General features: G+C 61.2%; 26 protein-coding genes. 9 read left to right on the top strand and 17 right to left on the bottom strand.

Going from position 1 to position 24,925, the window contains the following annotated elements:
- Positions 1–60: 60 nt before the first annotated feature.
- Both WNY61_RS10160 and WNY61_RS10155 read right to left on the bottom strand, forming a co-directional pair.
- A complete protein-coding gene (locus tag WNY61_RS10160; protein WP_342851332.1) occupies positions 61–1,443 on the bottom strand; it encodes a PQQ-binding-like beta-propeller repeat protein in 1,383 nt (460 codons plus the stop codon).
- A gap of 67 nt (positions 1,444–1,510) precedes the next feature.
- Positions 1,511–2,215 carry a hypothetical protein gene (locus WNY61_RS10155; protein WP_342851331.1) on the bottom strand — a complete coding sequence of 235 codons (705 nt, stop codon included), beginning with the start codon at positions 2,213–2,215 and terminating at the stop codon, positions 1,511–1,513.
- A 149-nt stretch (positions 2,216–2,364) separates the two neighbouring features.
- Between WNY61_RS10155 and WNY61_RS10150 the strand changes: the two genes are divergently transcribed.
- Complete coding sequence (locus WNY61_RS10150; protein ID WP_342851330.1) at positions 2,365–2,817, top strand: DUF302 domain-containing protein; 453 nt, start codon at positions 2,365–2,367, stop codon at positions 2,815–2,817.
- A 21-nt stretch (positions 2,818–2,838) separates the two neighbouring features.
- Here the strand turns inward: WNY61_RS10150 and WNY61_RS10145 are convergent, their stop codons facing one another.
- From WNY61_RS10145 to WNY61_RS10135, 3 genes are all read right to left on the bottom strand, one after another.
- Entirely contained in the window at positions 2,839–3,654 is an 816-nt protein-coding gene (locus tag WNY61_RS10145; protein WP_342851329.1) for an ion transporter, read from the bottom strand.
- Positions 3,655–3,764: 110 nt separating this feature from the next.
- On the bottom strand, positions 3,765–5,555 hold the full coding sequence (locus tag WNY61_RS10140; RefSeq protein ID WP_342851428.1) for an ABC transporter ATP-binding protein/permease: 1,791 nt from the start codon (positions 5,553–5,555) through the stop codon (positions 3,765–3,767).
- A gap of 215 nt (positions 5,556–5,770) precedes the next feature.
- Complete coding sequence (locus WNY61_RS10135) at positions 5,771–7,849, bottom strand: LysM peptidoglycan-binding domain-containing protein (RefSeq protein WP_342851328.1); 2,079 nt, start codon at positions 7,847–7,849, stop codon at positions 5,771–5,773.
- 104 nt (positions 7,850–7,953) lie between these two features.
- On the opposite strand from WNY61_RS10135, the gene WNY61_RS10130 reads away from it, so the two are divergent.
- Complete coding sequence (locus WNY61_RS10130; protein ID WP_342851327.1) at positions 7,954–8,502, top strand: TIGR00730 family Rossman fold protein; 549 nt, start codon at positions 7,954–7,956, stop codon at positions 8,500–8,502.
- On the opposite strand, the gene rarD is transcribed toward WNY61_RS10130, so the two are convergent.
- From rarD to WNY61_RS10085, 9 genes are all read right to left on the bottom strand, one after another.
- Positions 8,439–9,359, bottom strand: coding sequence for an EamA family transporter RarD (rarD, locus tag WNY61_RS10125; protein WP_342851326.1), 921 nt, complete (start codon positions 9,357–9,359; stop codon positions 8,439–8,441). The genes WNY61_RS10130 and rarD overlap by 64 nt on opposite strands.
- 66 nt (positions 9,360–9,425) lie before the next feature.
- Complete coding sequence (locus WNY61_RS10120) at positions 9,426–9,881, bottom strand: host attachment family protein (RefSeq protein WP_342851325.1); 456 nt, start codon at positions 9,879–9,881, stop codon at positions 9,426–9,428.
- A complete protein-coding gene (locus WNY61_RS10115; RefSeq protein ID WP_342851324.1) occupies positions 9,878–10,087 on the bottom strand; it encodes a hypothetical protein in 210 nt (69 codons plus the stop codon). The genes WNY61_RS10120 and WNY61_RS10115 overlap by 4 nt, the downstream gene beginning before the upstream one ends.
- 135 nt (positions 10,088–10,222) lie before the next feature.
- Positions 10,223–10,822, bottom strand: a complete 600-nt coding sequence (locus WNY61_RS10110; RefSeq protein WP_342851323.1) for a superoxide dismutase — start codon at positions 10,820–10,822, stop codon at positions 10,223–10,225.
- 123 nt (positions 10,823–10,945) lie between these two features.
- Positions 10,946–11,524 carry a sarcosine oxidase subunit gamma family protein gene (locus WNY61_RS10105; RefSeq protein WP_342851322.1) on the bottom strand — a complete coding sequence of 193 codons (579 nt, stop codon included), beginning with the start codon at positions 11,522–11,524 and terminating at the stop codon, positions 10,946–10,948.
- Positions 11,517–14,534 carry a sarcosine oxidase subunit alpha family protein gene (locus tag WNY61_RS10100; protein ID WP_342851321.1) on the bottom strand — a complete coding sequence of 1,006 codons (3,018 nt, stop codon included), beginning with the start codon at positions 14,532–14,534 and terminating at the stop codon, positions 11,517–11,519. The genes WNY61_RS10105 and WNY61_RS10100 overlap by 8 nt, the downstream gene beginning before the upstream one ends.
- A 65-nt stretch (positions 14,535–14,599) precedes the next feature.
- Positions 14,600–14,929: a sarcosine oxidase subunit delta gene (locus WNY61_RS10095; protein WP_342851320.1), complete on the bottom strand. Its 330-nt coding sequence runs from the start codon at positions 14,927–14,929 to the stop codon at positions 14,600–14,602.
- A gap of 108 nt (positions 14,930–15,037) precedes the next feature.
- On the bottom strand, positions 15,038–15,337 hold the full coding sequence (locus WNY61_RS10090; RefSeq protein ID WP_342851319.1) for a hypothetical protein: 300 nt from the start codon (positions 15,335–15,337) through the stop codon (positions 15,038–15,040).
- Between the two features lie 103 nt (positions 15,338–15,440).
- The gene (locus WNY61_RS10085; RefSeq protein WP_342851318.1) at positions 15,441–16,685 is read right to left on the bottom strand and encodes a sarcosine oxidase subunit beta family protein; all 1,245 of its coding nucleotides are present in this window, start codon (positions 16,683–16,685) and stop codon (positions 15,441–15,443) included.
- Between the two features lie 196 nt (positions 16,686–16,881).
- On the opposite strand from WNY61_RS10085, the gene ccmI reads away from it, so the two are divergent.
- The 3 genes from ccmI to WNY61_RS10070 are packed head-to-tail and all read left to right on the top strand — an operon-like array spanning position 16,882 to position 18,813.
- The gene (gene ccmI, locus WNY61_RS10080) at positions 16,882–18,111 is read left to right on the top strand and encodes a c-type cytochrome biogenesis protein CcmI (RefSeq protein ID WP_342851317.1); all 1,230 of its coding nucleotides are present in this window, start codon (positions 16,882–16,884) and stop codon (positions 18,109–18,111) included.
- Positions 18,108–18,581, top strand: a complete 474-nt coding sequence (ruvX, locus tag WNY61_RS10075; protein WP_093925814.1) for a Holliday junction resolvase RuvX — start codon at positions 18,108–18,110, stop codon at positions 18,579–18,581. Before ccmI ends, ruvX begins: the two co-directional genes overlap by 4 nt.
- Complete coding sequence (locus WNY61_RS10070) at positions 18,574–18,813, top strand: DUF1289 domain-containing protein (RefSeq protein ID WP_342851316.1); 240 nt, start codon at positions 18,574–18,576, stop codon at positions 18,811–18,813. The genes ruvX and WNY61_RS10070 overlap by 8 nt, the downstream gene beginning before the upstream one ends.
- 7 nt (positions 18,814–18,820) lie before the next feature.
- On the opposite strand, the gene WNY61_RS10065 is transcribed toward WNY61_RS10070, so the two are convergent.
- Together WNY61_RS10065 and WNY61_RS10060 are read right to left on the bottom strand one after the other, a co-directional pair.
- Positions 18,821–19,075: a hypothetical protein gene (locus WNY61_RS10065; protein ID WP_342851315.1), complete on the bottom strand. Its 255-nt coding sequence runs from the start codon at positions 19,073–19,075 to the stop codon at positions 18,821–18,823.
- Between the two features lie 151 nt (positions 19,076–19,226).
- A complete protein-coding gene (locus WNY61_RS10060) occupies positions 19,227–20,048 on the bottom strand; it encodes a sulfite exporter TauE/SafE family protein (RefSeq protein ID WP_342851314.1) in 822 nt (273 codons plus the stop codon).
- A 184-nt stretch (positions 20,049–20,232) separates the two neighbouring features.
- Here WNY61_RS10060 and WNY61_RS10055 point away from each other — a divergent pair, with 184 nt between their 5' ends.
- Positions 20,233–21,420: a multidrug effflux MFS transporter gene (locus WNY61_RS10055; RefSeq protein ID WP_342851313.1), complete on the top strand. Its 1,188-nt coding sequence runs from the start codon at positions 20,233–20,235 to the stop codon at positions 21,418–21,420.
- A 2-nt stretch (positions 21,421–21,422) separates the two neighbouring features.
- Here the strand turns inward: WNY61_RS10055 and dusA are convergent, their stop codons facing one another.
- Positions 21,423–22,460 carry a tRNA dihydrouridine(20/20a) synthase DusA gene (gene dusA / locus WNY61_RS10050; RefSeq protein ID WP_342851312.1) on the bottom strand — a complete coding sequence of 346 codons (1,038 nt, stop codon included), beginning with the start codon at positions 22,458–22,460 and terminating at the stop codon, positions 21,423–21,425.
- Between the two features lie 695 nt (positions 22,461–23,155).
- On the opposite strand from dusA, the gene queC reads away from it, so the two are divergent.
- From queC to queE, 3 genes are read left to right on the top strand one after another with little or no spacing between them, the layout of a single operon-like run.
- Positions 23,156–23,857: a 7-cyano-7-deazaguanine synthase QueC gene (gene queC, locus WNY61_RS10045; protein WP_342851311.1), complete on the top strand. Its 702-nt coding sequence runs from the start codon at positions 23,156–23,158 to the stop codon at positions 23,855–23,857.
- A complete protein-coding gene (gene queD, locus WNY61_RS10040) occupies positions 23,857–24,210 on the top strand; it encodes a 6-carboxytetrahydropterin synthase QueD (protein ID WP_342851310.1) in 354 nt (117 codons plus the stop codon). Before queC ends, queD begins: the two co-directional genes overlap by 1 nt.
- A complete protein-coding gene (gene queE / locus WNY61_RS10035; protein WP_342851309.1) occupies positions 24,207–24,914 on the top strand; it encodes a 7-carboxy-7-deazaguanine synthase QueE in 708 nt (235 codons plus the stop codon). The genes queD and queE overlap by 4 nt, the downstream gene beginning before the upstream one ends.
- Positions 24,915–24,925 lie beyond the last annotated feature (11 nt).

Below are 24,925 nucleotides of genomic sequence, written 5' to 3'. Positions count from 1 at the left end.
AATTCAGGCTCCGGGCCCCGGTTGGGCCACTTCAGACACGCGCCTTAGCCTATTTGCGGCCTAACGGAAAGCGTGCAATTGCCCCTTGGTGGACACGACATAAAGCGTACCGCCCGCCACAACGGGCGCTGTGGTCGCGCCGCCGGGGATTTGAGTGGTGCCCGTCAGGCCGCCATTGGTGGGGTTAAAGCTGCGCAATACGCCATCATTGGAGGCGACGATGACACGCCCTCCGGCGATGATCGGACCATAATGCGCGACGACTTCGGATTGCTTCTTTGGCTTGTCTTTGACGAAATTCGGCAAAGGCGTGCCCCAGATGCGGCGTCCGGTGCTGGCATCAAGCCGCACAAGTTCGTTCAGATCGGTCACCGCAAAGACAGAATCGCCTGCGGGCCAGACCGGGCCAATCGCCCCATCCCGCGCGACCCATTTGCGGTCACCGCTGTTCACGTCCAGCGCCGCCAATCGGCCCGAATGGTTCCCCACATAGACCGTCCCGCCCGAGATCACCGGCGCGCTGGTCACGTCACCGACAAAACTTAATGCCCGACCTACGCGCTTGCCTAGGACCGAGGTCGACCACCGCTCAAGACCGCCTTGGCGGAAGAGCCCCTGCACCTCGCCCGATCCAAAAGCAAAGATCGCCAGATCACTCGTTACGGCGGGTGCGGGTGCGCCCAATACGTTGCTGAGGCTGGTGGTCGCGCCGGTTTGCCATTGGATACGGCCATCGGTTTTATTGAGCGCCCAGCCAGTGTCATCTCCGGCCGTGAGATAGACGAGATCGCCCGAAACGGTCGGGGTGCCAGAGCCTGTGGCGTTAAGGTCTTGGGTCCAGCGCACACCGCCGGTTGTCACATCCAATGCGGCCAGAACGCCGAAACCGATGGAGACATAAAGTGTCTCACCATCCACAGCGAGCCCGCCACCGGTGGCTTGACCCTGACGGTCAGAAGAAGGGGTAAGATCGCGGGTCCATATGGTTTGACCAGAGGTCGCGGTCGCCGTGACCTGAGCACCTGCATCAAGGGTAAAGATACGCCCGCCTGCGACCACCGGGTCGGCAGTGATACGCTGCTTGCGGCTGTCGCCGGCACCGATCTTTGCGCTCCACACGGGCTGCAGCGTGCTGCGCAACGCCGGGTGGCTGACGCGCGTCGACGCGGTGCCAATGCTATGGGTCCAATTGGCGTTGTTTACCGTGCCACCCAGAGCAATGGCGCGGCTGGTGTTCGCGGGCACCGGACCGTCTACTGCTGCTAGAGCAAGGTCTTGCGGTCCGGGGTTCTGCAACACAGCGCGCACATCTTCGCGTTTGCCGGGAAGATAGGTCTGCTTATCTTCGCAGGCACTTAGCAGTAGTGCGGCGCCTACGGCACCCGCCACACCCAGACGACGCAGCCCCGGATGCCCGAGGTTGATTTCGCGATGCTTTGTCATGGACCTGCTCACTTCTTGTCGTTCCTCAACCTTCACGTCTCAGCCCATTTTGGGCGGTAAAGATGTGTCAGTTACCCGTTGTTTCTGGGATATCAAGTTCAGCCTCAGCGGCGGCACCATCAAGCTCCGGTTCCTTACCCAAAGCCACAATCACCTGAAGGGCGCGTTGTTGCAAGTCCGGGGTGGTTTCTGCATCGGAAAGAATGGATTGGTAACGCCCGACGGCTTTGTCGGTCTCGCCTTCTTGAATGTCGATCAGGGCCAGTTGTTCTTCGGCCAGCAGACGCAGGGCCGCGCCGGGCTGTGCGAGCGCTTCGAGGGCTTGACGCCGTTCAGCCACCGGCACCGACTGGCCCTGTAGCGTCACGGCTTTAAACTGAGCAAGCTGGCGGTAGATCGGCGCAAGTTCGCCGTCGAGCGCGATGGCGTCGAGCTGTTCCACCGCAGCGTCGGTTTCACCCGCCTCGGCCAGCGCATCGGCGCGCATGAAATTCAGCACGGCACGGGCACCGGGGCCTTCGGCCTCTATCGGGGCAAGCGCTTCTGCGCGGGCGTTGCTGGCATCAGCTTCCAATGCTCCGAGCATCGCATCACCCAAGGCTTCGGCCTGCGCGCGCTCTTGTGCCTTGCTGTATTCGTTCCACGCGGCACCACCGACAATGGCAACCACAGCGACCACGGCGATCCAGCCATAGCGGCGCAGCAGGCCATAAAGCCGGTCGCGGCGGACTTCTTCGTTCACTTCGTCAATAAAACTGTCGGTATCGCTCATCGCGCCCTGCCCCCGGCCTGATTTTGCCCCTCTTACCGCGCGTGGCCAGCCAAGCCAAGACCCAGCGAACTTACGCGCGCCCTCTGATGATCGCTTGGCGCGGGGCAACGTCACGCTAGGTCAGGGTCAGGATGCAACGAAAGGAGACAATGATGAGAGCGATTGCAATGGCGGCAGGTGTTTTAATGGCAGCGGCGCCAGCCTTGGCGCAGGATTTGGTGGCCAAGGTCTCACCCCATGACGTGGTGACCACGATGGACCGGCTGGAAAGCGCTGTGGAAGAGGCCGGGGCCGAAGTGTTTGCCCGCGTCGATCACGCCGCTGGGGCCGAAAAGGTCGAGATGGAGCTCCGCCCGACGCAGCTTTTGATCTTCGGTAACCCAAAACTTGGCACGCCCGCGATGCAGGACGCCCAGACAGCCGGGCTTGATCTACCGTTGCGCGTGCTGGTCTATGCCGATGGCGAAGGGGCCGTGCATGTGACCTATGCCGACCCTGAAACACTGGTAACGGCCCACGGACTGCCGGAAGAGGCGGAATATATTACCAAGATGACCGAGGCGCTAGATAACCTCACTGCCAAGGCGGTTAACGAAGAGTAACCCCTCTCCCCCGCCCGGACCTCAGCGTTTGGGCGGGGTATTCTGCGCTTTGATCAGGTTTTCCAGATCGGTCAGGCGCGACATCACCTCATCGCGGTAGGTGTTGGTTTGCTCGTTGCTTTCCTCGTGATGGGCGTCTTGCATCGAGTTGACGATCAGGCCGACTAAAAGGTTCACAACCGCAAATGTCGTGACCATGATGAAGGGCACAAAGAACATCCAAGCGTAGGGATAAATTTCCATGACCGGGCGGACGATGCCCATGGACCAAGACTCTAGCGTCATGATCTGAAACAGCGAATAGCCCGACCGGCTCAGCGTGCCGAACCACTGCGGGAAGTCGGTGCCAAAAAGTTTGGTGGCCATCACGGACGCGATGTAAAAGATCACCCCCATCAGTAGGAAAACCGACCCCATGCCCGGCAGAGCGTTGACCAGCCCCTCAACCACGCGGCGCAGCGAGGGGGCGACGGAGACGACCCGCAACAGGCGCAGGATGCGCAGGGCACGCAGAACGCTAAGGCCTTGAGTGGCCGGGATCAGCGAGATGGCGACAATGACAAAGTCAAAAATGCTCCAGCCGCGTTTGAAAAAATCCATCCCCCGGCCGTAGAGCTTGATCGCGATCTCAATGACGAAAATGCTGAGGCATACTTTGTCGAGCAGCAGGATCAACGGGCCCGCCTGAGCCATTACCTCGTCCGAGGTCTCAAGCCCCAAGATCACGGCATTAAAAAGAATCACGGCCAGAATGAAGTTCTGGAACGAGGGGCGGTCAGCCAGCCGCGCCGCGCGGGCGCGCAGCGACTGTTGCGAAGAGGTGGGGATATCGGTCATGGCGGTAGATATCGTGTGCCGCTTGGCACAACGCAAGAGCAGATCAGACTGAAAAACGCTATCGGCGGCAATGCCCCGCCCGCCTGCCATAACAGGGGGCGGGGTTTGCGTTATATCTGCTCTTCTTCCGCTTGCTGGCGCTGCCAAAGCTGGGAATAGCGCCCGCCTTTGGCCAAGAGCACCTCGTGGCTGCCCTGTTCGATAATCTCGCCCTTTTCCAGCACAACGATGCGATCCGCCTCTGCGATGGTCGACAGACGGTGGGCGATGGTCAGCACCGTGCGCCCTTGGCCTGCGCGGCGCAGCGCGTCTTGGATCTCATGCTCCGTCTCACTGTCGAGCGCGCTTGTCGCCTCATCCAGCAGCAGAATGGGCGGGTCTTTCAACAACGTCCGCGCGATGCCCACGCGCTGTTTCTCACCGCCCGAGAGTTTCAGCCCGCGTTCGCCAACTGTGGTCTCGTACCCCAGCGGCAGCGTCATGATGAAGTCATGGATCTGCGCCGCACGGGCGGCTTCCTCGACCTCCGCCTGCGTGGCCCCATCGCGGCCATAGGCGATATTGTAGCCGATGGTATCGTTAAAGAGCACCGTATCCTGCGGCACCACACCAATCGCCATATGCAGCGAATGTTGGGTCACATCGCGCACGTCTTGGCCGTCGATCTTCAGCGCACCGCCCGCCACGTCATAGAAACGGAACAAAAGCCGCCCGATGGTGGATTTGCCAGACCCAGTCGAGCCGACGATCGCCACAGTCTCCCCCGGGCGCGCCTCAAGCGAGACGCCTTTGAGGATTTCCCGGTCGGTGTCATAGGCAAAGCGCACGTTTTCCAACGACACATGGCCGCCTGTGACTTTAAGGTCTGGCGCATTGGGTTTGTCGTCAATCTCAGCCGGTTGTTCGAGCAGGCCAAACATTTGCCCCATATCCACCAGCGCCTGACGGATCTCGCGATAAACGGTGCCAAGGAAGTTCAGCGGCACGGTCAGCTGGATCATGTAAGAGTTGACCATGACAAAATCACCGACGCTGAGTTCACCGCTTTGCACGCCCATCGCCGCCATCACCATGACGCCGATAAGCCCCGCAGTGATGATTAACGCTTGGCCGAAGTTCAGGAACGCGAGCGAATAGTTCGTCTTGATCGCCGCGTTTTCATAGTCGGCCATCGCCAAGTCATAGCGCGCGGCCTCGCGGCCCTCGGCACCAAAATACTTCACTGTCTCATAGTTCAGCAGACTGTCGATCGCGCGTTGGTTGGCTTCGGTGTCGCTGTCGTTCATCTGCCGCCGCAGGCGGACGCGCCATTCGGTGACGGCAAAAGTGAACCAGACATAGATCGCGATGGTCACGGTCACGACCACCAGATACCAAATGTCGAACAAAACGGCGAGGATCACACCGACAAGGATCAACTCAAGGATCAGCGGCCCGATGGAGAAGAGCAAGAAGCGCAGCAGAAAGTCGACACCCTTGACCCCGCGCTCAATGATCCGGCTCAAGCCCCCGGTCTTGCGGGTGATGTGGTAGCGCATCGACAGTTTGTGGATGTGCTGAAAGGTCTCAAGCGCCAACATCCGCAGGGCGCGCTGTCCGACACGGGCGAAGACCGCATCGCGCACCTGTTGAAAGCCCACGCCCATCAGCCGCGCCATGCCATAAGCAACGGTTAGACCAATGGCCCCAAGTGCCAGCATCGGCGCGCCCTCGCCTGCCAATGCATCCACCGCGTCGCGGTAGAAGAACGGCGTGGCGACGATGATCAGTTTCGACACCAAAAGCGCCAACATGGCCAAGATCACCCGGCGCTTCACCCAAGGCATATCCTTGGGCCAAAGGTAGGGTGCCACCTTGCGCAGCACCAAAAAGCCCGACTGGCGCTCGGCGGCGTCGATCATTTCGGCCTCTGTGGGGATGCGGTCAGGCTTAGGGGTTTTGCGGTCGCGCCGACGCGCGGCGGGCGTTTGGTCTGTATCGGCTGGCATGGGAATTCCTGAAGTGATTACAGGCTACATAGGCTCCAAAGCCAAGGGTTGCCAGTGGGGGGCGGCGCACAGCGGCTCTGCGCGCTGCGAATGCCGCCACGGTTTCGGTCGCTGAAGTCAGGCGTCGATCACTCCGAAGCGGGCTCTTCGGGCAGGTCAAAGACCTGTCCGGGGTAGATCAGATCGGGGTCGCCGATGTTGGCGCTGTTGGCCTCGAACACCTTAACGTAGAGCAAGGGATCGCCGTAGCGGTCACGCGAGATCGCCCAGAGCGTATCGCCTTTCTGGACTGTCACTGCGTTCAGCGGCCCGGTCTGCCCCTCCGTGGCGGCTGCCAGCACCTCGGGGGATTCGCGCTTGAACGGGGTCTCCACCCGGCTGGTCACATCGCCCGCACGGGAAAGCTCATCCACCCGCAGGGTATAGACGCCCTCATCAATATTGGGCAGATCGCCCCGCCAACGGCCTTCTTGATCGACCGGCAGGCTGATCACCGCGTTATTGTTTAGATAGACGCGCACTTCGCTGGTATCCGGTTGCGCGCGGCCTGCGAGTTGCACGTCCCCCTGATCGGAATAGCCGATAGTGTCGAGCGCCACATTGGTCATGACTTGCGGTGGCGCGGTGTCGAGCCGCTCCACCCCGTCGGCGGTGGATTTCAGCACCGGGGCCGGCGCGGGAGGTCGGGTTGGTGCGGTTTCTGGCGCGGATGGGTTTTCGAAGGCTGGCGCCGTGTTCTCGGGGACGGTGGTAGTATCAGGTGTCAGCGTTGCTTGGCCGGATGGTTCTGCATTTGAAGATGCTTCTGGCTCCGCAGTTCCCATCTCAGCCAACGGCGTGGCTTGGGTCTGAGCAGCTGCACCCGCAAGCCCTTCAGCCGCGTCACCATCTGGGTTCTGCCCTGTCGGCGCGGGACTGTCGGTTGTCCCGGTGCCGGATAGCGGCGTAGCCTGCGCCGGATCGGTTTCGGTATCAGACGCGCCCCCTTCCTCAGCGGCGCGGGTCTGCTCTGCGGACGTGGAGGCATCTGGCACGTCGGTCCCGGTGCCGGCCAAGGGCGTAGTTTGCGCCGGATCGGTTTCGGTATCAGACGCGCCCCCTTCCTCAGCGGAGCGGGTCTGCTCTGCGGACGTGGAGGCATCTGGCACATCGGTCCCGGTGCCGGCCAAGGGCGTGGTTTGCGCCGGATCGCTCGCACCGATGGTCTGGCCCGCCTCGCTCGTCGGAGCGGCCTGCCCCGCCGCTGCGGAATTTTCGACTTGAGCGGTACCGGTATCAGCAAGTGGCGTTGCAGCAGTGGTTGTACCCGGCTGACTTTCAGCCTCAGCATTCTGCGGCACCGAGGCTGCAGTTCCTGCGAGCGGGGTCGCCGGCTCAGGCGCTGTGTCGGACAACATAGCCTCGCTATTAGTCGCCGCTGACGCCTCGGCAGGACCATCTGAACCGCGGGTCTCCTCTGACGGGGCTGCATCCGCGCCCTGCTCTGCAGCCGTGCCAGTCCCAGCAAGCGGTGTCGCGTCTGGCGTTTCGGGCGCGCCCTCAGCCTCAGCCGACATAGGTGCGGCACTCTCGCTCTGTGCACCAGGGTCAGCAGCCTCCTCCACAAGATTAAGCGGGCTTTGCTCCGGCGCGGTATCTGCCTGAGCCAACTCTACCGGCGCATCTGGGACAGCCGTCGGCGTAAGAATGATTTCCTCTTCCGACGCGATCTTGTTTTCACCGTCCTGACCCAAAAGGGTCAACACATGGCCCGTCTCACTTGGTGGAACCATCGCGAGGGTGGCAAACTTACCCGACCCATCGGCGGTGGCGCTGGCGATCTCTTCGCCGTCTTTCAGCACGAGGACAGTGCTGCCGGGCGCCGCGCGGCCTGCGATCACGGTCATCCCGTCGCTTTCGCGACGCACTTCGTCAAAGGTGGGCGCTTGGGGGGTCGGGGCCACCTCAGCGGTTTCAACCGGGGCTTCAGGCTCCGTCGCTGCCGCGCCTTCGGGCCCGACGGAAACGCCCTGCACGGCATTTGGCGCAAGGGTGGCATTTTCCGGCGTGGCATCACGTTCAGGGACCACGGCCACGGCGCTTTGCGGCGCGTCTTCCGGCCCGGCACGTTTGCTGCCGATCCACGCCCCAAGTGCGAGCACTGCCGCCGCAAAAGCGCCCGCCGCCATCGCCCCCATGCCGCCAAATCGGCCAAGTCCCTTTAACATCTTCTACTTCCCCTGTGGTTGAGCCTTTTTAGCAAGCAGGCTAACAGGGGTCAAAAGCGCAGACCATCTGCGCCGATTTTTCCAAATCATCAGGACACTTTACCATGCAACATTCTGTCTGTGTCTATTGCGGCTCCCGCCCCGGCGATGACGATGCATTCACCCAAGATGCCGAAGCACTTGGCCGGGGTCTGGCCGAAGCCGGGCTGCGGCTGGTCTACGGGGCGGGCGATGTGGGCCTCATGGGCAGTGTCGCGCGTGCGGCGCAAGCAGCGGGCGGCGACACCTTTGGCGTGATACCCGCGCATCTCGTGGCATGGGAGGTCGGCAAGACCGATCTAACCCGCTACATCGTGACCGAGACGATGCATGAGCGCAAAAAAGTCATGTTCATGAACTGCGATGCCGTGGCGGTTTTGCCCGGCGGTGCGGGATCACTAGATGAGCTTTTCGAAGTGCTGACATGGCGCCAGCTGGGCCTGCATGAAAAACCAATTTTCCTTGTAAACACAAACGGCTACTGGGATCCCTTCATGTCACTGATGAACCACGTCGTGGCCCATGGTTTTGCCGATGCGACCCTGTTGGATTACATCACCGTCGTCGCGGATGCCGATGCGGCCCTCACCGCCCTGCGCCGCGCTTTGTCTTGACGGAACGTGCTGACAGAGTAGAGCGCCAAGGCGCACCAAATCAGTACGAAGGCTTGGACATGCCAGCTGGTGAACGGCTCTTGGAATAGGACCACGGCGCAGAAAAACTGCAAGGTTGGGTTGATGTAGCTTAGCAGCCCGGCGGTCGCCATCGACAGCCGCCGCGCGGCGTAGCTGAACAAGATCAACGGTGTCGCCGTGATCGGACCAGCCAGCATCAAGAGCGCCGTATCGCGAAAAGACACGCCAAAGGCGCCGGCCCCATTGTCACCCGTTTGCCACAGCACGAGGACCGCAAGCGGGGACAAAAGCAAGACCTCCGCCGTGACAGAGACCACCGGCCCCACCGCCAACCGTTTTTTCGCGAGCCCATAAAGCCCGAAGGAGGCCGCGAGTGCCAAGGCGAGCCACGGCGCGGTGCCCAGTCCATAGGTAAGCACCGAAACCGCCACAGACACCAAACCCACAGCGAATAGCTGCACAAGGCTCAGCCGCTCAGCATAGACCAAACGCCCCAGCAGCACGGATACCAGCGGGAAAATGTAATAGCCCAAGGCGGCCTCCGTCGCCTGTCCGCTTTGCACTGCCGAAATGAACAGATACCAATTCGTCGCGATCATCAAAGCCGCGAAGGCCAGCAGACCAAACGCCCGTAGCCCGGTCATCGCGTCGAATACCGCGCGAAGGCGCCCTTGTACGGTCAGCAAGATCACGAAAAACACGAGCGACCACAGGGTACGATGCGCCAGCACTTCGGCGGCGGGCACGTGGGATAGCAATTTGTAGAAAATAGATGACAGCCCCCAAATGGAACAAGCCGCGATCATAGCGGCGATACCTTTGGTGGTGTCGGTCATTGGGAATCCTTGGCGCGGTAGATTGCCTAGTTGTGACGGCAATCAATTCCCGCGCCAAGGGTAAAGTCAGGCGTCTGCCAGTTCCCCAGCGACGATCTTTTCGATCTCATCAATGGGGTGGTTGGTCAGGGTCTTGGGGATTTCGCCTACAACCTTGCTCTGCACTTCTTTGTGGAGGTTGTCGCGCAACTCACCCAGCACCGCAGGTGGGGCAACCAGTACGATGCGGTCATAGCTGCCCTTATGTGCGAGCTTGTAAAGAATGTCCGACAAGTCTTTGGCAAAGCGCTCTTTTTCCAACTCATGCCAATCTGTATCATCGAAAGCTGAGCGGTGACCGCTTGGCCCATCGCTCATCCGTCCAGGGCGGTTGGCGGCCTGTTCTCTGGTGGGGGGGTTTTCCTGCTCTTCTTTCCGCACGACCTGAAGGTAAGGGTCATCTCCGTCGGTATGATTTTGCAGAAATAGGGCCTTTTGGCCATCCGCGATCAACACCCAAGTGTCTTGGCTAAGTTTGGTCATGAAGGCTCTCCGTGGTTGCGCTTATCTTCGCCAGTGACGCGGGTTACGCCGTCTTCACCCTTTTCGGCGCGTCGCAGAGCGTCTTGAGTGCCTACGTCCTTTTGTAGCCCCCCACCGGCGCGGCCGCCTTGATCTGGTGTATCGGTGTCAGAAAGGAACTTATCGGTTTCTTTGCTGCCGTCGTTGGATCGTTTTCGCTCGGCCATTTTGTCCTCCTTATGACGTGAAGTCTCAGTAGGAAAACAGTTCTGGAGTGCCTTGGGTTCCAACGAAAAACCCCGCAGCTGGACTGCGGGGTTTTAGTCTTGGTTTACTGCAACCTAGAGGCTGCGTTCGTCAAATCACAGGCGCGATGCGACGTTTTCCCAGTTCACAAGATTGTCGAGGAAGTTCGTCAGGTAGTCAGGGCGCGCGTTGCGGAAATCGATGTAGTAGGAGTGCTCCCACACGTCACAACCCAGCAGCGCAGTCTGATCAAAGCAAACGGGGTTCACGCCGTTTTCGGTCTTGGTGACCTTCAGGCCGCCGTCCTTGGCCTTCACCAGCCATGCCCAGCCAGAGCCGAACTGGCCCGCGCCTGCGGCTTTGAACTCGTCCTTAAACTTGTCGACCGAACCAAAGCTCTCGGTGATCGCTTTTTCCAGCTCACCGGGCATTTTGCTGTCGTTCGGGGTCATCATTTCCCAGAACTGGTTGTGGTTCCACAGCTGGCTGATGTTGTTGAAGATGCCATTCTGGGCGACCGCATTCGCGTCATAGGTGCCTTTGATGATCTCTTCGAGGGTCTTGCCCTCCCACTCGGTGCCTTCGATCGCCTTGTTACCGTTGGTCACATAGGCGTTGTGGTGCTTGTCGTGGTGGTATTCCAGCGTTTCCTTGGACATGCCTTTAGAAGCAAGCGCGTCGTGGGCATAGGGAAGATCGGGAAGTTGAAAAGCCATTTCGGGGGCCTCCTCATTTTGGAATTTCGCTGCGGCCACTTGATGTGCATCAAGCAGCAACGTCAAGATCAACGTCTGCAAATCATATCTGTTCCGAGCGAATTTGTCAGACTTTCCCCCGGTTTATCCGGCACCGAAATGCCCGACTTCGCTGCCGGGCTGTGCTGCCACCTTAAGCTGGTCGAACATATATTGCGCGACAGAGCGGAAGCAGACCACCTGAAAGGCACCGTCTTCAAGCAGCCAAAAGGCGGCGGGCACCTGACCAATGCGCGTACGGCGGAACATGCCGGGGGTGAATGTCGCGGGCGCAAGATCAACCGGCGCGAGCTTGGCCAACACCTCGCGGGCATGAGGGCCTTCGATACGAAAGGCCGCCCGCGCCCCGGAGACATCGACGGCCAGCGTATGGGTATCCTCAAACGCTGCATGGAGCCGCGCCAGCACCTCAGGCACCTGCGCGTGGGGGCACATCAACAACAATTCATCCGGCGACATCCAAGCAACCCCGGCCTCGCCTCCGGTGCTGCACTCGCCGCGGTCGGGGCGCTCAACACCGGTGACCTTTTTAACAACCTTGCGCAGAAAGGCCGCGTCCAGATCGCCGCGAATGGTGATCATCCCCAAGGGGCCAATCTCGGAAATCGTTGCAATTCCAGCGTCATAGCGCGCGTTTTTCAAGGCGGTAACGGCTTCAGACATTCTGCTTCTCCCCTTTGGGGTCGTAAAATACCGGGTCGACGATTCTAGCCTCATAGGTTTTGCCATCCGTGCCGGGGAAGGTAAGCACCTCGCCCATACGATCCGGCCCGTTGAGCACCAGCCCCATGGCAATGCCGCGATCAAGCGTCGGCGAATGATAGGTTGAGGTCACGCGCCCCTGCACCACTTTCTGCCCGTTCTCATTCTCCCCGTCGCCAAGTGCGTAGGCCCCGTCCGACAGGGTGCTCCCATCGGTCGTTTCAAGCCCCACGAGCTTCCAGCGGGTCGGATCCTGCATATGGCTGCGCTCCTGCGCGCGTTTGCCAAGGTAGTCATCCTTCTTTTTCGAGATCGCCCAGTTGAGGCCAAGGTCTTGGGGGATCACCGTGCCGTCGGTTTCATCCCCGATCATGATGAACCCCTTTTCGGCGCGCAGAATATGCAGACATTCCGTGCCATAGGGCATCACCCCCAAGTCATGTCCAGCGATCAGCAAGGCGTCCCAGAAGGCATGCCCCTGCCCGGCCTCGACCGCGATCTCATAGCTCAGCTCGCCCGAGAAAGAGATACGGAAGACGCGCACCTTGAAGCCGCCGAGCTCACCGTCGGTCCATTCCATGAAGCCAAGCGCCTCACGGCTCAGGTCCATCCCGCCGAGTTTCTCAAGACATTTTCGTGCGTTAGGACCGACCACGGCAACTTGCGCATAATGTTCGGTGGCGTTCACCACATGCACTTTCCAGTCCCACCACTCCGTCTGAAGACATTCTTCCATATGGGCATGGATGCTGTCGGCCCCGCCGGTGGTGGTGTGGCAGAGGAAGGTCTGTTCATCCAACCGCGCGACCACGCCGTCGTCGATCAAGAAGCCGTTTTCATTGCACATCAGCCCATAACGGCATTTGCCGGGTTTCAGCGTCGACATCATATTGGTGTAAAGCATGTCGAGGAAGCGCCCCGCATCCGGGCCGCGCACGATCAGTTTGCCCAGTGTCGAAGCATCGAGCAGCCCGAGGTTTTTGCGTGTGTTGGTGACCTCGCGCATCACCGCGTCATGGGTGCTTTCGCCGCTTTGCACATAGGCATAGGGCCGCCGCCATTGGCCGACCGGCTCCCAGATCGCGCCGTTGCTTTCGTGCCAGTCGTGCAGCGGCGTGCGGCGGATCGGCTGGAAAGTATCGCCCCGCGCCGCGCCCGCAATCGCGCCCATTGAAATCGGGTGATAAGGCGGTCGGAAGGTGGTGGTGCCAACGCTGGGGATCTCGGCGTCCAGCGCCCCCGCCAACGTGGCCAACCCATTGATATTGCTAAGCTTGCCCTGATCCGTCGCCATGCCAAGCGTGGTATAGCGTTTGGCATGTTCGACCGAAACGAACCCCTCCTGCGCAGCCAGCCGCACGTCCGAGACTTTCACGTCGTTCTGGTAATCGAGAAAGGTCTTTTCGCGCAGTTTCACACTGGCGCCCTGTGGCATCTGCCAGACCGGCATCATCGGCGCCTCTTCGCGGCGCGTAGCCTCAGGCGAGGTGAAATCGCGGGGCAGTTTGAAACCAAGCGACGTGGCCACCCCGTCGGCGGCGGCATGCGCGTCATGCAGCACGTCATCCAACGGGAACACCCCAGCCGCGGCTCCGGCGGGCGTGACGAAACCATGGCCGTCAGCGCCGGTTGGTGGATGGTCCTGATTGGGGCGGAAGCAGGCATGGGTCGTATCCCACGTCAGCTTGCCGCCGCAATGGGACCACAGGTGCACCACCGGCGACCAGCCACCCGACATGGCGACCGCGTCGCATGCGATCTCTTCCAGCACAGCGCCCTCTCCGGCCTGCGAACAGACAGCCACGCCCGTCACCCGCTTGCCGCCTAGAACCGAGGAGATCCCCTGCCCCATGACCACCCGAATGCCGAGCGCCTTGGCCTGCGCCACCAGTTCACTGTCTTGTGGCAGCACACGCGCATCAAGCACGGCAGGTACCTCAAGCCCCGCCTGTTTCAGCGCAATGGCGGTCAGATAGGCGTTGTCATTATTCGTTACCAGAACGGTGCGATCCCCCGGCGAAACACCGAAATTGGCCACATAGTCGCGCATGGCCGAGGCCAGCATCACACCGGGCACGTCATTGCCAGCAAAGCTCAGCGGGCGCTCGATTGCGCCGGTCGCGGTGATCACATGACCTGCGCGCACGCGCCAAAGGCGGTGGCGCGGGCCGAGGGCGTCGGGCGCATGATCGCGCAGCCTCTCATAGCCCAAGACATAACCGTGGTCGTAAACACCCGCGCCCATGGTTCGGTCGCGCAGGTCGACATTCTCCATGCCGCGCAGGCGGTCGAGGGTTGCAGCAATCCACGTCTCAACCGACGCGCCGTCGACCGTGCCGCCGTCAACCGGCGCACGCCCGCCCCAATGGGTCGATTGCTCCATCACGATGACCCGCGCACCGCTAAGTCCCGCTGCCAGTGCGGCCTGCAGCCCCGCAACCCCGCCGCCAATGACCAGCACATCGCAGAAGGCGTGAAAATGCTCATAGGTATCCGCATCCGGCGCCTTTGGCGCTTTGCCCAAGCCTGCGGAATGGCGGATGATCGGCTCATAGAGGTGCTTCCATAGCGGGCGCGGATGCATGAACGTTTTGTAGTAGAACCCGGCGGGCAGAAAGCGGCTGAGGTGTTTGTTGAGCGCGCCCACGTCGAACTCAAGGCTCGGCCAGTGGTTCTGGCTGGCGGCCTCCAGCCCTTCAAACAACTCGGTGGTGGTGACACGGGCATTGGGCTCAAAATGCCCCTCTTGGCCGAGACCCACCAAGCCGTTGGGCTCTTCCGGGCCTGAGGTCACGATCCCGCGCGGCCGGTGGTATTTGAACGAGCGCCCAACCAGCACCTGATCGTTGGCCAGCAGGGCCGAGGCCAGCGTGTCGCCCTCATAGCCGCGCATTTGCTTGCCGTTAAAGGTGAAACTCAGCGGTTTGCTTTTGTTCAGCAGGCGGCCGCCTGTGGCCAGTCTTGTGCTCATCGTGGGAAACCTTGCGGGCTGGTGGAGGGCGGATGCCTCCCGGTTGGGTTGGGGCCGAGGCGGGGTTAGCTGGCTGCGTGCCATTGCCAATCTGGATGCCGTTTGCGGATCGCGTCAGTGATATGATCCGGCGGCGCGAGGGTCTGGGCCGAATAGCTGCCAAAGACCTCTAGCGTGGCGGTATCGCGGGCCATGTGGAACCACTTGCCGCAGCCAAATGCATGGCGCCACCGTTCCAGATGCACGCCTTTTGGATTTTCGCGCATGAACAGATAGCTTTCGAAATCGTCGCTCGACCCGCCAGGGCCCACACGTTTCAGATGCGCTTCACCGCCGCCGTGAAACTCTGTCTCCTCGGCGGTGACGTGACAGCAAGGGCAAGTGAGGATCAACATGGGCAGGCTCCTGAGCAATGGGAAAACGGCAAAACGCCGCCCCGGCGCAAAAGCGCGGAGCGGCGTTGGTCGTGACGAGGCAGTGCGCTGCGCGCTGCCAAGATGCGTTTATTCAGTCGGTGTAGCTGTCTCTTCAACTGCATCCGCTGTGCCTTCGGCGGCACCTTCGATGGTCTCACCGGTGCTTTCGGCTGCGCCTTCGATGTTGACGTTGACATCATTCGCGCCGTCGATGTCACCACCTGCGAAGAGGAAGTAGGCCAACAGAGCCACAACAACGACAACCGCACCCACGATAAAGGCAAGGCTGCTGCTGCCACCACGGTCAGTCGTGGTTGTAGTCGTGGTGGTATTTGTGTGGTCGGTATGATCGGTGTGGTCGGTACGATTGTTTTCCGGGATTGCCATTGTTCAGCTCCGTTAATTTCAAGTTCTGAACAGGCAACTCCAGCGCGGGCGAATTCGTTCCGTACAATACAACGCTTCAGCGACTTGTGGCCGATCCGCAACATCAGTGCGCCACCCCTGCAGCCACGGATTCGTCGATAAACCGCCCTTCTGCGAAACGCTCCATCCCGAAAGCTTCCGTCAACGGCGAATGCCCCTTGGCCATCAACTCGGCAAAGCCCCAGCCCGAGCCGGGGATCGCCTTGAACCCGCCCGTGCCCCAGCCGCCGTTGATAAAGACCCCCTCAACCGGGGTCTTGCTGAGGATCGGAGAGCGGTCGCCCGTCACATCCACGATCCCGCCCCACTGGCGCAACATCTTGAGACGCGAGATCATCGGGAAAGTCTCAACCAGCGCCCGCACCGTCTCTTCGATATGATGAAAGCTGCCGCGTTGGGTGTAGTTGTTATGCCCGTCCGTGCCACCGCCGATGACCATCTCACCCTTGTCGGACTGGCTCATATAGCCGTGCACCGTATTGGCCATCACCACGACATCCATACAGGGTTTGATCGGCTCGCTGACCAGCGCTTGCAGGGCGACGCTCTCTATCGGCAGCCGGAAGCCCGCCATATTCGCCAACTGCCCCGAGTGCCCGGCCACCACCATGCCAAGCTTATCGCAGTCAATATCGCCGCGCGTGGTGCTGACTCCGGTCACCTTACCGCCCGTCTGGCGCACACCGGTGACTTCGCATTGCTGGATGATGTCCATACCCATGTCCGAGCACGCGCGCGCATAGCCCCAGGCGACCGCATCATGGCGCGCCGTGCCGCCCCGCGCTTGCCAAAGCCCGCCCAGAACCGGATAGCGCGGCCCGTCGATGTTGATGATCGGCACCAGTTGTTTCACACGATCTGGCCCGATGAATTCGGTGGTGACGCCCTGCAGCGCGTTGGCATGTGCCGTGCGTTTATAACCGCGCACCTCATGTTCGGTCTGCGCCAGCATGATCACCCCGCGCGGGGAGAACATGACGTTGTAGTTTAGATCCTGGCTCATCGTCTCGTAAAGGCTGCGCGCCTTTTCATAGATCGCGGCGGAGGGGTCTTGCAGATAGTTCGAACGGATGATTGTCGTGTTGCGCCCGGTGTTACCGCCGCCCAGCCATCCCTTCTCAAGCACCGCGACATTGGTGATGCCGAAATTCTTGCCAAGGTAATAGGCCGTCGCCAGCCCATGCCCCCCGGCACCGACGATGATCACATCATAGCGCTTTTTCGGTTGCGCATCGCGCCACGCACGGGTCCAGCCCGTATGATGGCGCATCGCCTCTCGGGCCACTGCGAAAACGGAGTATTTCTTCATCACGTCACTTCCCAGCAAGGATTCGGGCCGCGCGGGCGGCTGTGGTCTTTTCTGAGCCTAGGAACACATTTGCGAAATGACCACCACGGCATTTAAACGCGGTTTTGCGACATGTGGTGCAATTGGTGAAAAATGCCGCAGGGGGCGCGGCAAATGCGGTCTTTTGTCGGCGCCGGGCAGAGGTTAGGTAGAGGGCATGATATTTTGGTTTCTCTCTGGCGCAATGGCGCTTGTCGTGGGTGGTTTTCTGGCACGGGCCGCATGGCGCGGCGCGGATACGCCCCTGCCCGCGCAGGCGGATTATGATCTTAAGGTCTACCGCGACCAATTGGACGAGGTGGAGAGGGACGTAGCGCGCGGTGTGGTGCCTGAGGCCGATGCCGCCCGGATCCGCACCGAAATCTCGCGCCGTATCCTTGCCGCCGACGCCGGGCGCGACACGCGCGCGCAGAGCACGTCGCGCCCCGCGCCCGTCGTGCTGATCGCAAGTATTCTAGCCTTGGGTGCCGGGTCACTGGCGCTGTATTTGCATCTGGGCCAGCCCGGCTATGGCGATCTGGCGCTGGCAGACCGCATTGCCTTTGCAGAGGACATGCGCCGCAACCGCCCGAACCAGCAAAGCGCGGTGGAAAGCCTGCCTGCCAGCCCCAACACCGAAGGGCTGAGCGCCGATTATCTTGCCCTGATCCAACAGCTTCGCGCGACGATCAAAGAACGCCCCGAGGATGTGCAAGGTCAGGTCTTGTTGGCCCAGAACGAAGCCCGGATTGGCAATTTCGCCGCCGCTGCCGAGGCGCAGGGCAACGTGCTGCGTCTTAAGGGCGCGGATCGCACCACCAAGGACATAGCCGATTACGCCGAGCTTTTGGTGCTGGCGGCGGGGGGCTACGTCTCTCCCGAGGCGGAAACGGCCCTGCGCGAAGTGCTTAACCGCGATGAGCAGGATGGCCGCGCGCGCTATTATCTTGGGCTGATGATGGTGCAAACCGGGCGACCGGATGTCGGTTTCCGTATCTGGGACGCGCTGTTGCGGCGCGGGCCAGCAGATGCGCCGTGGATCGAGCCGATCCGCGTACAGATACCACAGGTCGCAGCCCTTGCCGGGGTGGATTACGAGATACCTCAGACAGGCACCGGCGCGCCTGCCCGGGGGCCGTCCGCCGATGACATTGAGGCCGCGTCGGAAATGGACGCAGGCGACCGGATGGAGATGATCGGCGGCATGGTCGCGGGCCTCTCCGACCGTCTGGCCAGCGAAGGCGGCCCGCCGCAGGACTGGGCGCGGCTGATAACCTCGCTCGGTGTCTTGGGCGATACCGATCAGGCTCGCGCGGTCTATGACAATGCGCTTGAGGTCTTCTCGGGCGATAGCGCAGCGTTGGATATGATCCGCAACGCCGGAGAGCGCGCAGGGGTGGCAGGATGATTTTTGACGACACCGCAGATTTCATCGCCGCCCTGCCCCCGATGCAGGCGCTGATCGGGTTGGATCTAGGAGAGAAAACCATCGGCGTCGCGGTAAGCGACAGCTTCCAATCCGTCGCCACCCCGCTGGAAACCGTGCGGCGCAAGAAATTTGGGTTGGATGCCGCGCGTCTGGCCGAGATCATCGCCGAGCGTCGCATTGGCGGTCTGGTCTTGGGCCTGCCGCGCAATATGGACGGCTCCGAAGGGCCACGCTGCCAATCGACCCGCGCTTTTGCCCGCAACTTTGACCGGCTCACCCCGCTGCCGATTACCTATTGGGATGAGCGCCTGTCGACCGTTGCCGCCGAACGCGCGCTTTTGGAGGCCGACACCACCCGCAAACGCCGCGCCGAGGTGATTGATCATGTAGCGGCGGGCTATATTTTACAGGGGCTTTTGGACCGCCTGCAGGTGATGCGCCGTGAATAAGAAAGTCTGGCAGCGCGATGAGATTGAAAGCCCCTGCATCAATATCTGCGTGGTGCATCCCGAAAGTCGGCTTTGCACCGGTTGCCTACGCTCGATTGATGAGATCGGCCGCTGGTCGGCCATGAGCGGTGAGGAACGTCGCGCGATTATGGAAGACCTGCCCCAACGCGCCAGTGCCCACGCCAAAAGACGCGGGGGCCGTGCTGCCAAGCTGGCACGGCGCCGGGACTAGCGCAGCGTTACGCGCCGCGGCGTTGGATGATCTGATTTAAGAAAATAAGGGCCGCTTCGCCATCTGTGGCATCATGGTAGCCCATGGGCGTCGCGTCGTAGTTGGCCGCAGGGAGTGACGCGCGGGCGAAGGACAGGCTGGTTTCGCGGGTGAACATCCCGTCAAAACGAAACGCCCGACGACCACTGCGCGCAGGTCTCCAATAGGCGAGGTCGCTGCCCTGCCCCTTGAGGATGATTGCTTTGGTCCCGGTCTGGCCCATCTCTTCACGTCCCTTGGTTTGGATGATTCTGCGTTTGTTAAGGCATTAAGCCCTTACTTTGTGTCGAGATTGCGGCGATTTGATGAACATTGTCCGAAATTAGGCAGAAACAGCCGCATTCCGGCAGGTTTAAGGTGAAAAACAGGTCGGCTTAGCCCCAAAGCGCCTTTCTCAACATATTCATCGCCACCAGCACTAGAAACACGGCAAAGATTCGTTTCAGCGGTTTGGGGTCCATCGCATGGGCCAAACGCACGCCCCACGGCGCAGTGATCAGCGTCATAGTGATTACAGTCCCAAAGGCGACCAGATTAACCGCGCCTACAGTGAACGGCGGGCGGTTTTGATCGATATCGATAAATAGGAACGCGATGACCGAGGGCACAGCGATCAACAGCCCAAAGCCTGCGGCCGTGGCCACGGCCCGATGAATGGGCCGTCCGTGCAATGTCATCAGTGGCACGCCAAAGCTGCCGCCGCCGATCCCCATGAGCACCGACAAAAACCCAACCATCGGCGACAGGATCGCGCGTTTGATGCCGCGCGGCATGGTCTCTCCCAACCGCCATTCACTGCGCCCGAAGCCAAGGTAGAGCCCGACAGTCAACGCCAGCCCACCAAAAATCGCCTGAAGCGTGACAGTGCGCAATTGCGACACCAACAGCACCCCCAGAACAGCGCCAAGCATAATCCCCGGCGCCCAACTGCGCAGAATGTCCCAATCAACCGCGCCCTTTTTGTTATGCGCATGGACCGAGCGCGCGGATGTGACGATGATCGTCGCCAGCGATGTCGCCAAGCAAATCTGCATCAGCTGTGGCCCGTCATAGCCGAGCGATTGCAGCGCATAGAAAAACGCAGGGACCAAGACGATCCCCCCGCCCACGCCCAGCAGCCCTGCCAGAACACCGGCAAACCCTCCGATCAGGGCGATAAGCACCAGCATCGGCAAAAGATCGTTCAACTCTGGCATGGGCCCCTCCCGGCTGTCATTGCGCCTATCAAGCCGTTTCGCGCCGGGGGTTCAAGGCGATAACGCGGGGGTTGCACTTCCTCCCGCTCAGGTTAGGTTGCGCGCGAAAGTTGGCCCCAAGCGTTGGTCTATGCTTGCCGCCTCCCCCCTTTGGCCCTGGCCATCCCATCCGAAAGGACATCACGTGCTACGTTCAGCGCTCATTCTCGGGTTGCTGGGGCTGGTCGGCCCCTTCGCCATCGACATGTATCTGCCCGCCATGCCCGCCATCGCCGCCAGCTATGGAGCGTCTGAAACGGCGGTTCAGGCGACCATCACCGCCTATTTCATCGCCTTCGGGCTGGGGCAGCTTTTCTACGGCCCGTGGGCCGATCAGGCGGGGCGCAAGCTGCCGATCATGGTGGGGCTGGTGCTGTTCGTGATCGCCTCCTTCGGGGCCGCCTTCGCGCCGACGATGGCGGCACTAACCGGCTGGCGGGCGCTGCAAGGGCTTGGCGGCGCCGTGTTGATGGTGGTGCCGCGGGCGATCATCCGGGACCAATACACCGGCACGCAGGCCACGCGGTTGATGGCGATGCTGATGCTGGTGATCTCGATCTCGCCCATGTTGGCCCCTCTGGCAGGCAGCGCGGTGATGGCGCTGGCCGATTGGCGCGGCATTTTCGTGATACTGGGCGTGTTGGCTATCGCCGCGCTGGTGCTGACCGCCCTCGCCCAGCCCGAGACGCTGCCCGTCAAACGCCGTGTGCAGATTAATCCGCGCAACCTTTGGCGCGGGGCGAAGGTGCTGCTGAGCGATCCGATCTTCATGGGGCTGACCTTTATCGGTGGCTTTGCCATGGGATCGTTTTTTGTTTTTATCGCCTTCGCGCCCTTCGTCTATACCGGGCAATACGGGCTAGGTCCGACGGGGTTCTCGCTGGCCTTTGCGGTGAATGCAGTCGGCTTCTTCTCGGCTTCGCAGCTGGCGGGCTGGCTCGGCGAACGCTGGGGCATGCGCAGCCTCGTTCGGCGTGGGGTGGCGGGCTTCGTCTTCTTCTCCGCCGCGATCTTCCTCACGGCGTTGGCGACGGATCCGGGCCTCTATCTGGTGATGGCGGGGCTGTTTTGCGCTAACGCCTGCCTTGGCGTCGTGGTGCCGACGGTGATGGTCGTGGCGCTGGACGATCACGGCGACATCGCCGGTCTGGCCTCATCACTGGGCGGCACATTGCAGATGGTGGCGGGTGGCCTCTCCATCGCGCTGGCCGGGCCGTTCTTTGACGGGACTGTCACACCGATGTTGGGGGCCATTGCGGCATGTGGTCTGGTGGCGGCCTTGCTCACGTTGGCACTGCTGCGGCCCCGCCCAGTGGCAGAGCCCAGCGTTTAACCCTACCCCGCCGCGGCGATTTCCTGCGCCGCGGCGACCTCGGCCAAGGCGGCCTCAAGCAATTCCGGCCCTGCGCCGGGTTTATGCGCCCCTTCGGACAGGATACGCCGCCACTGCCGCGCCCCGGGCCGCCCGGCGAAAAGCCCCAGCATATGCCGGGTGATCTGGCCCAGACGCCCGCCGTTTGCCAAATGCGCCTCAATATAGGGCAACATCCCCCGCACCGCCGCCTCTGCACTGCTGTCCGGGCCCTGCCCATAGATGCGCCGATCCGCGCCGGCAAGGATGTCGGTCGGCGCATGATAAGCACTGCGCCCCACCATGACGCCGTCCAAACCTGCGTCGAGAAAGGCTTCGGCCTGTTCGAGCGAGGTGATCCCGCCATTGACCGAGATATGCAGGTTCGGAAACAGCCCTTTCATCTGATGCACCAGGTCATAGTCCAACGGCGGAATATCGCGGTTCTCCTTAGGGCTTAGCCCCTGTAACCACGCTTTGCGCGCATGGATCGTAACGCGGGTGCAGCCTGCTGCCACAATGCGTGCCAAAAACTCGGGCAGGATTTCCTCAGGGACCTGATCGTCCACGCCAATGCGGCATTTCACCGTCACCTCGACATCACAGACCGCGCGCATGGCATCCACACAATCCGCCACCAGCCCCGGCTGCTGCATCAGCACCGCGCCAAAGGCGCCCGATTGCACCCGGTCGGACGGGCAGCCGCAATTGAGGTTGATTTCATCATAGCCCGCCTCAGCCCCCAATCGCGCCGCCTGTGCCAGCTCTGCGGGGTCCGACCCGCCAAGTTGCAGCGCCACGGGATGTTCAGACGGGTCATGATCCAGCAGATGCAGCGCACCGCCGCGTACCAAAGCGGGTGCGGTGACCATCTCGGTATAAAGCAGCGTCTCGCGGCTCAGCAGCCGGTGGAGGTAACGACAATGGCGGTCGGTCCAGTCCATCATGGGTGCGACGGAGAGGCGGGCCGCCCGAACCACATCCGATGTCCCGTGCTTTCTTGGGTTCGACAGCTTTGTCATCTGTTCGATCTTCCTATATTTTCGCGCCTTTTGCCCCCATTTTTCAGGGTGGTGCAACAAAATGTTGCATTAAGGCCAATTTGCTGCGCCGCTCTTCTACCCCTTCGAACTCCCGCCTCTCGCCATGAAGGGGAAACCTCGGTTGGTGCCCGCATCTCGAGATAAAAAAACCCCGCGTGAAGACCCGTTCGCCCCAATGCAATGGATCGATCCCCTCAGAATGAAGTATGAAGGAGCGAAAAGAGACCCGAGTGGGTACCATTATGCAGCGCGAGACGAAAGGCGGTGCAAGCCGCATCACTGCGGTGATCCGCGAGAAACGCGGGAGGGTTGTCCTGACTATGAGTGAGACCTTCCCAATTCGCTAGGCGGCCAAGCGCTAGATCCGCAATGCAGTGCGTAATCTGAAGCTCGCAGGCGCGCTTGATGATCAATACGCTGACCCCGGTCAACCAAGGCTGGCAGGCATTTTTGTCAAGCGAAGGCGAGCCCCTAATTTACCCCTTCGAAAGGACCTCCATAGCTCTGACCAGACATTAAGCTGTTCTTTGGAAAATGGTCGCTCTGGTTCAAAGAATGATCAGGTCGGGCACATCACGATGCGCAACCAACCCCGCTTGCAATCTGTGTAATATCTGCAATAAGCCCCGCCATCCGGTCGCAGCCTACCCGGACATCAAAACAAGGGCCCCAAAATGAAAACACTTGTCATCTGCTCTGGCGGACTCGATTCCGTGTCGCTTGCGCATATCACTGCCAATGAGCATCAGCTCACCCGGCTTGTCTCCTTTGACTATGGTCAACGCCACCGTAAGGAGGTCGACTTTGCCGAAGCCGCCGCCAAGCGGCTTGGCGTGCCGTTCCACCTGATCGACATGCGCGACATCGGTGCGGCGCTGTCAGGCTCCGCCCTGACCGACGATATCGACGTGCCCGATGGGCATTACGCCGAAGACACGATGAAAATCACCGTTGTGCCGAACCGCAATGCGATCATGCTGTCGATCGGCTTTGGCATCGCGGCGGCGCAGGGCGATGAGGCCGTGGCGACTGCCGTGCACGGCGGCGACCACTTCATCTATCCCGACTGCCGCCCCGGTTTCACCCGCGCCTTTGACGCAATGCAGCAGGCAGCACTCGACGGCTATGCCGATGTGCGCCTGCACACGCCATTCGTCGAGCAAAGCAAGGCCGAGATCGTGCGCCAAGGTGCGCAGCATGGCACACCCTTTGCAGAGACGTGGTCCTGCTACAAAGGGGGCGAGATCCATTGCGGGCGCTGCGGCACCTGTGTTGAGCGACGCGAGGCTTTCCATTTGGCCGAAGTCAGCGACCCCACGGTCTATTCCGATCCGGACTATTGGACCGAAGCACTGGCCACGCGAGGGGAGAGCTGATGTTCCGCATTCGCAAAGAATTCCACTTCTCGGCCAGCCACCAATTGACCCACTTGCCCGATGACCACCAATGCGCGCGGTTGCATGGGCATAACTATATCGTTGTGGTGGAACTGGCGGCCGAGGCCTTGAACGCCGACGGCTTCGTGCGCGATTATCACGACCTGAAGGCGCTCAAGACCTATATCGACGATCACTTTGACCATCGGCATCTGAACGATGTGATGGACGGACCCTCCACCGCCGAGAACATGGCAAAGCATTTCCATGATTGGTGCGCCGCACGCTGGCCTGAGACCAGTGCCGTGTTGGTGAGCGAGACCCCAAAAACATGGGCGGAATACCGACCATGACCCTGCGTATTGCCGAGATTTTCGGCCCCACCATTCAGGGCGAAGGCGCGCTGATCGGGGAGCCCACCGTGTTCGTCCGCGCCGGCGGCTGTGACTATCGGTGCAGCTGGTGTGACAGCCTGCACGCCGTCGAGAGCCAATACCGCCACACTTGGGCACCGATGAGTTCTGAGGACGTGTGGCGCAAAGTGCGCAAGCTATCAGGTGGCCAACCGCTGACTGTGTCGCTCTCGGGCGGCAACCCTGCCATTCAGGATTTCGGCCCGCTGATCAAAATGGGCAAGGCCGCAGACTATCGTTTTGCCTGCGAGACCCAAGGCTCAATCGCGCGTCCATGGTTTGCCGATCTTGATACGCTGGTGCTGTCACCCAAGCCGCCATCGAGTGGCGAGGACGTTGATTGGGACGCCTTTGATGCTTGCCGCACCATCGGTGCAAAGGCGCGCCAGCAGGTGATGAAGATCGTCATTTTCGACGAGATCGACTACCAATGGGCGCGCGAAGTGCACGCCCACCACCTTGATATCCCCCTTTACCTGCAGCCCGGCAACCCCGAGGTCGACCCCGCCACCCCGGTTGATCCGCAAGCGCTGGCCGATCGGCTGGGCTGGCTCACTGAAATGGCGATGGCCGATGGCTGGTTCGCCCCCCGTATCCTGCCGCAGCTTCATGTCCTGATCTGGGGCAACAAGCGCGGCGTCTGACCGATGGAGAC

Source organism: Sulfitobacter sp. AS92 (assembly GCF_038900015.1).
Taxonomy (GTDB): Bacteria; Pseudomonadota; Alphaproteobacteria; order Rhodobacterales; family Rhodobacteraceae; genus Sulfitobacter.
Note: the sequence above shows the minus strand (reverse complement) of the source record. Positions and strands in the feature narration are given on the sequence as shown.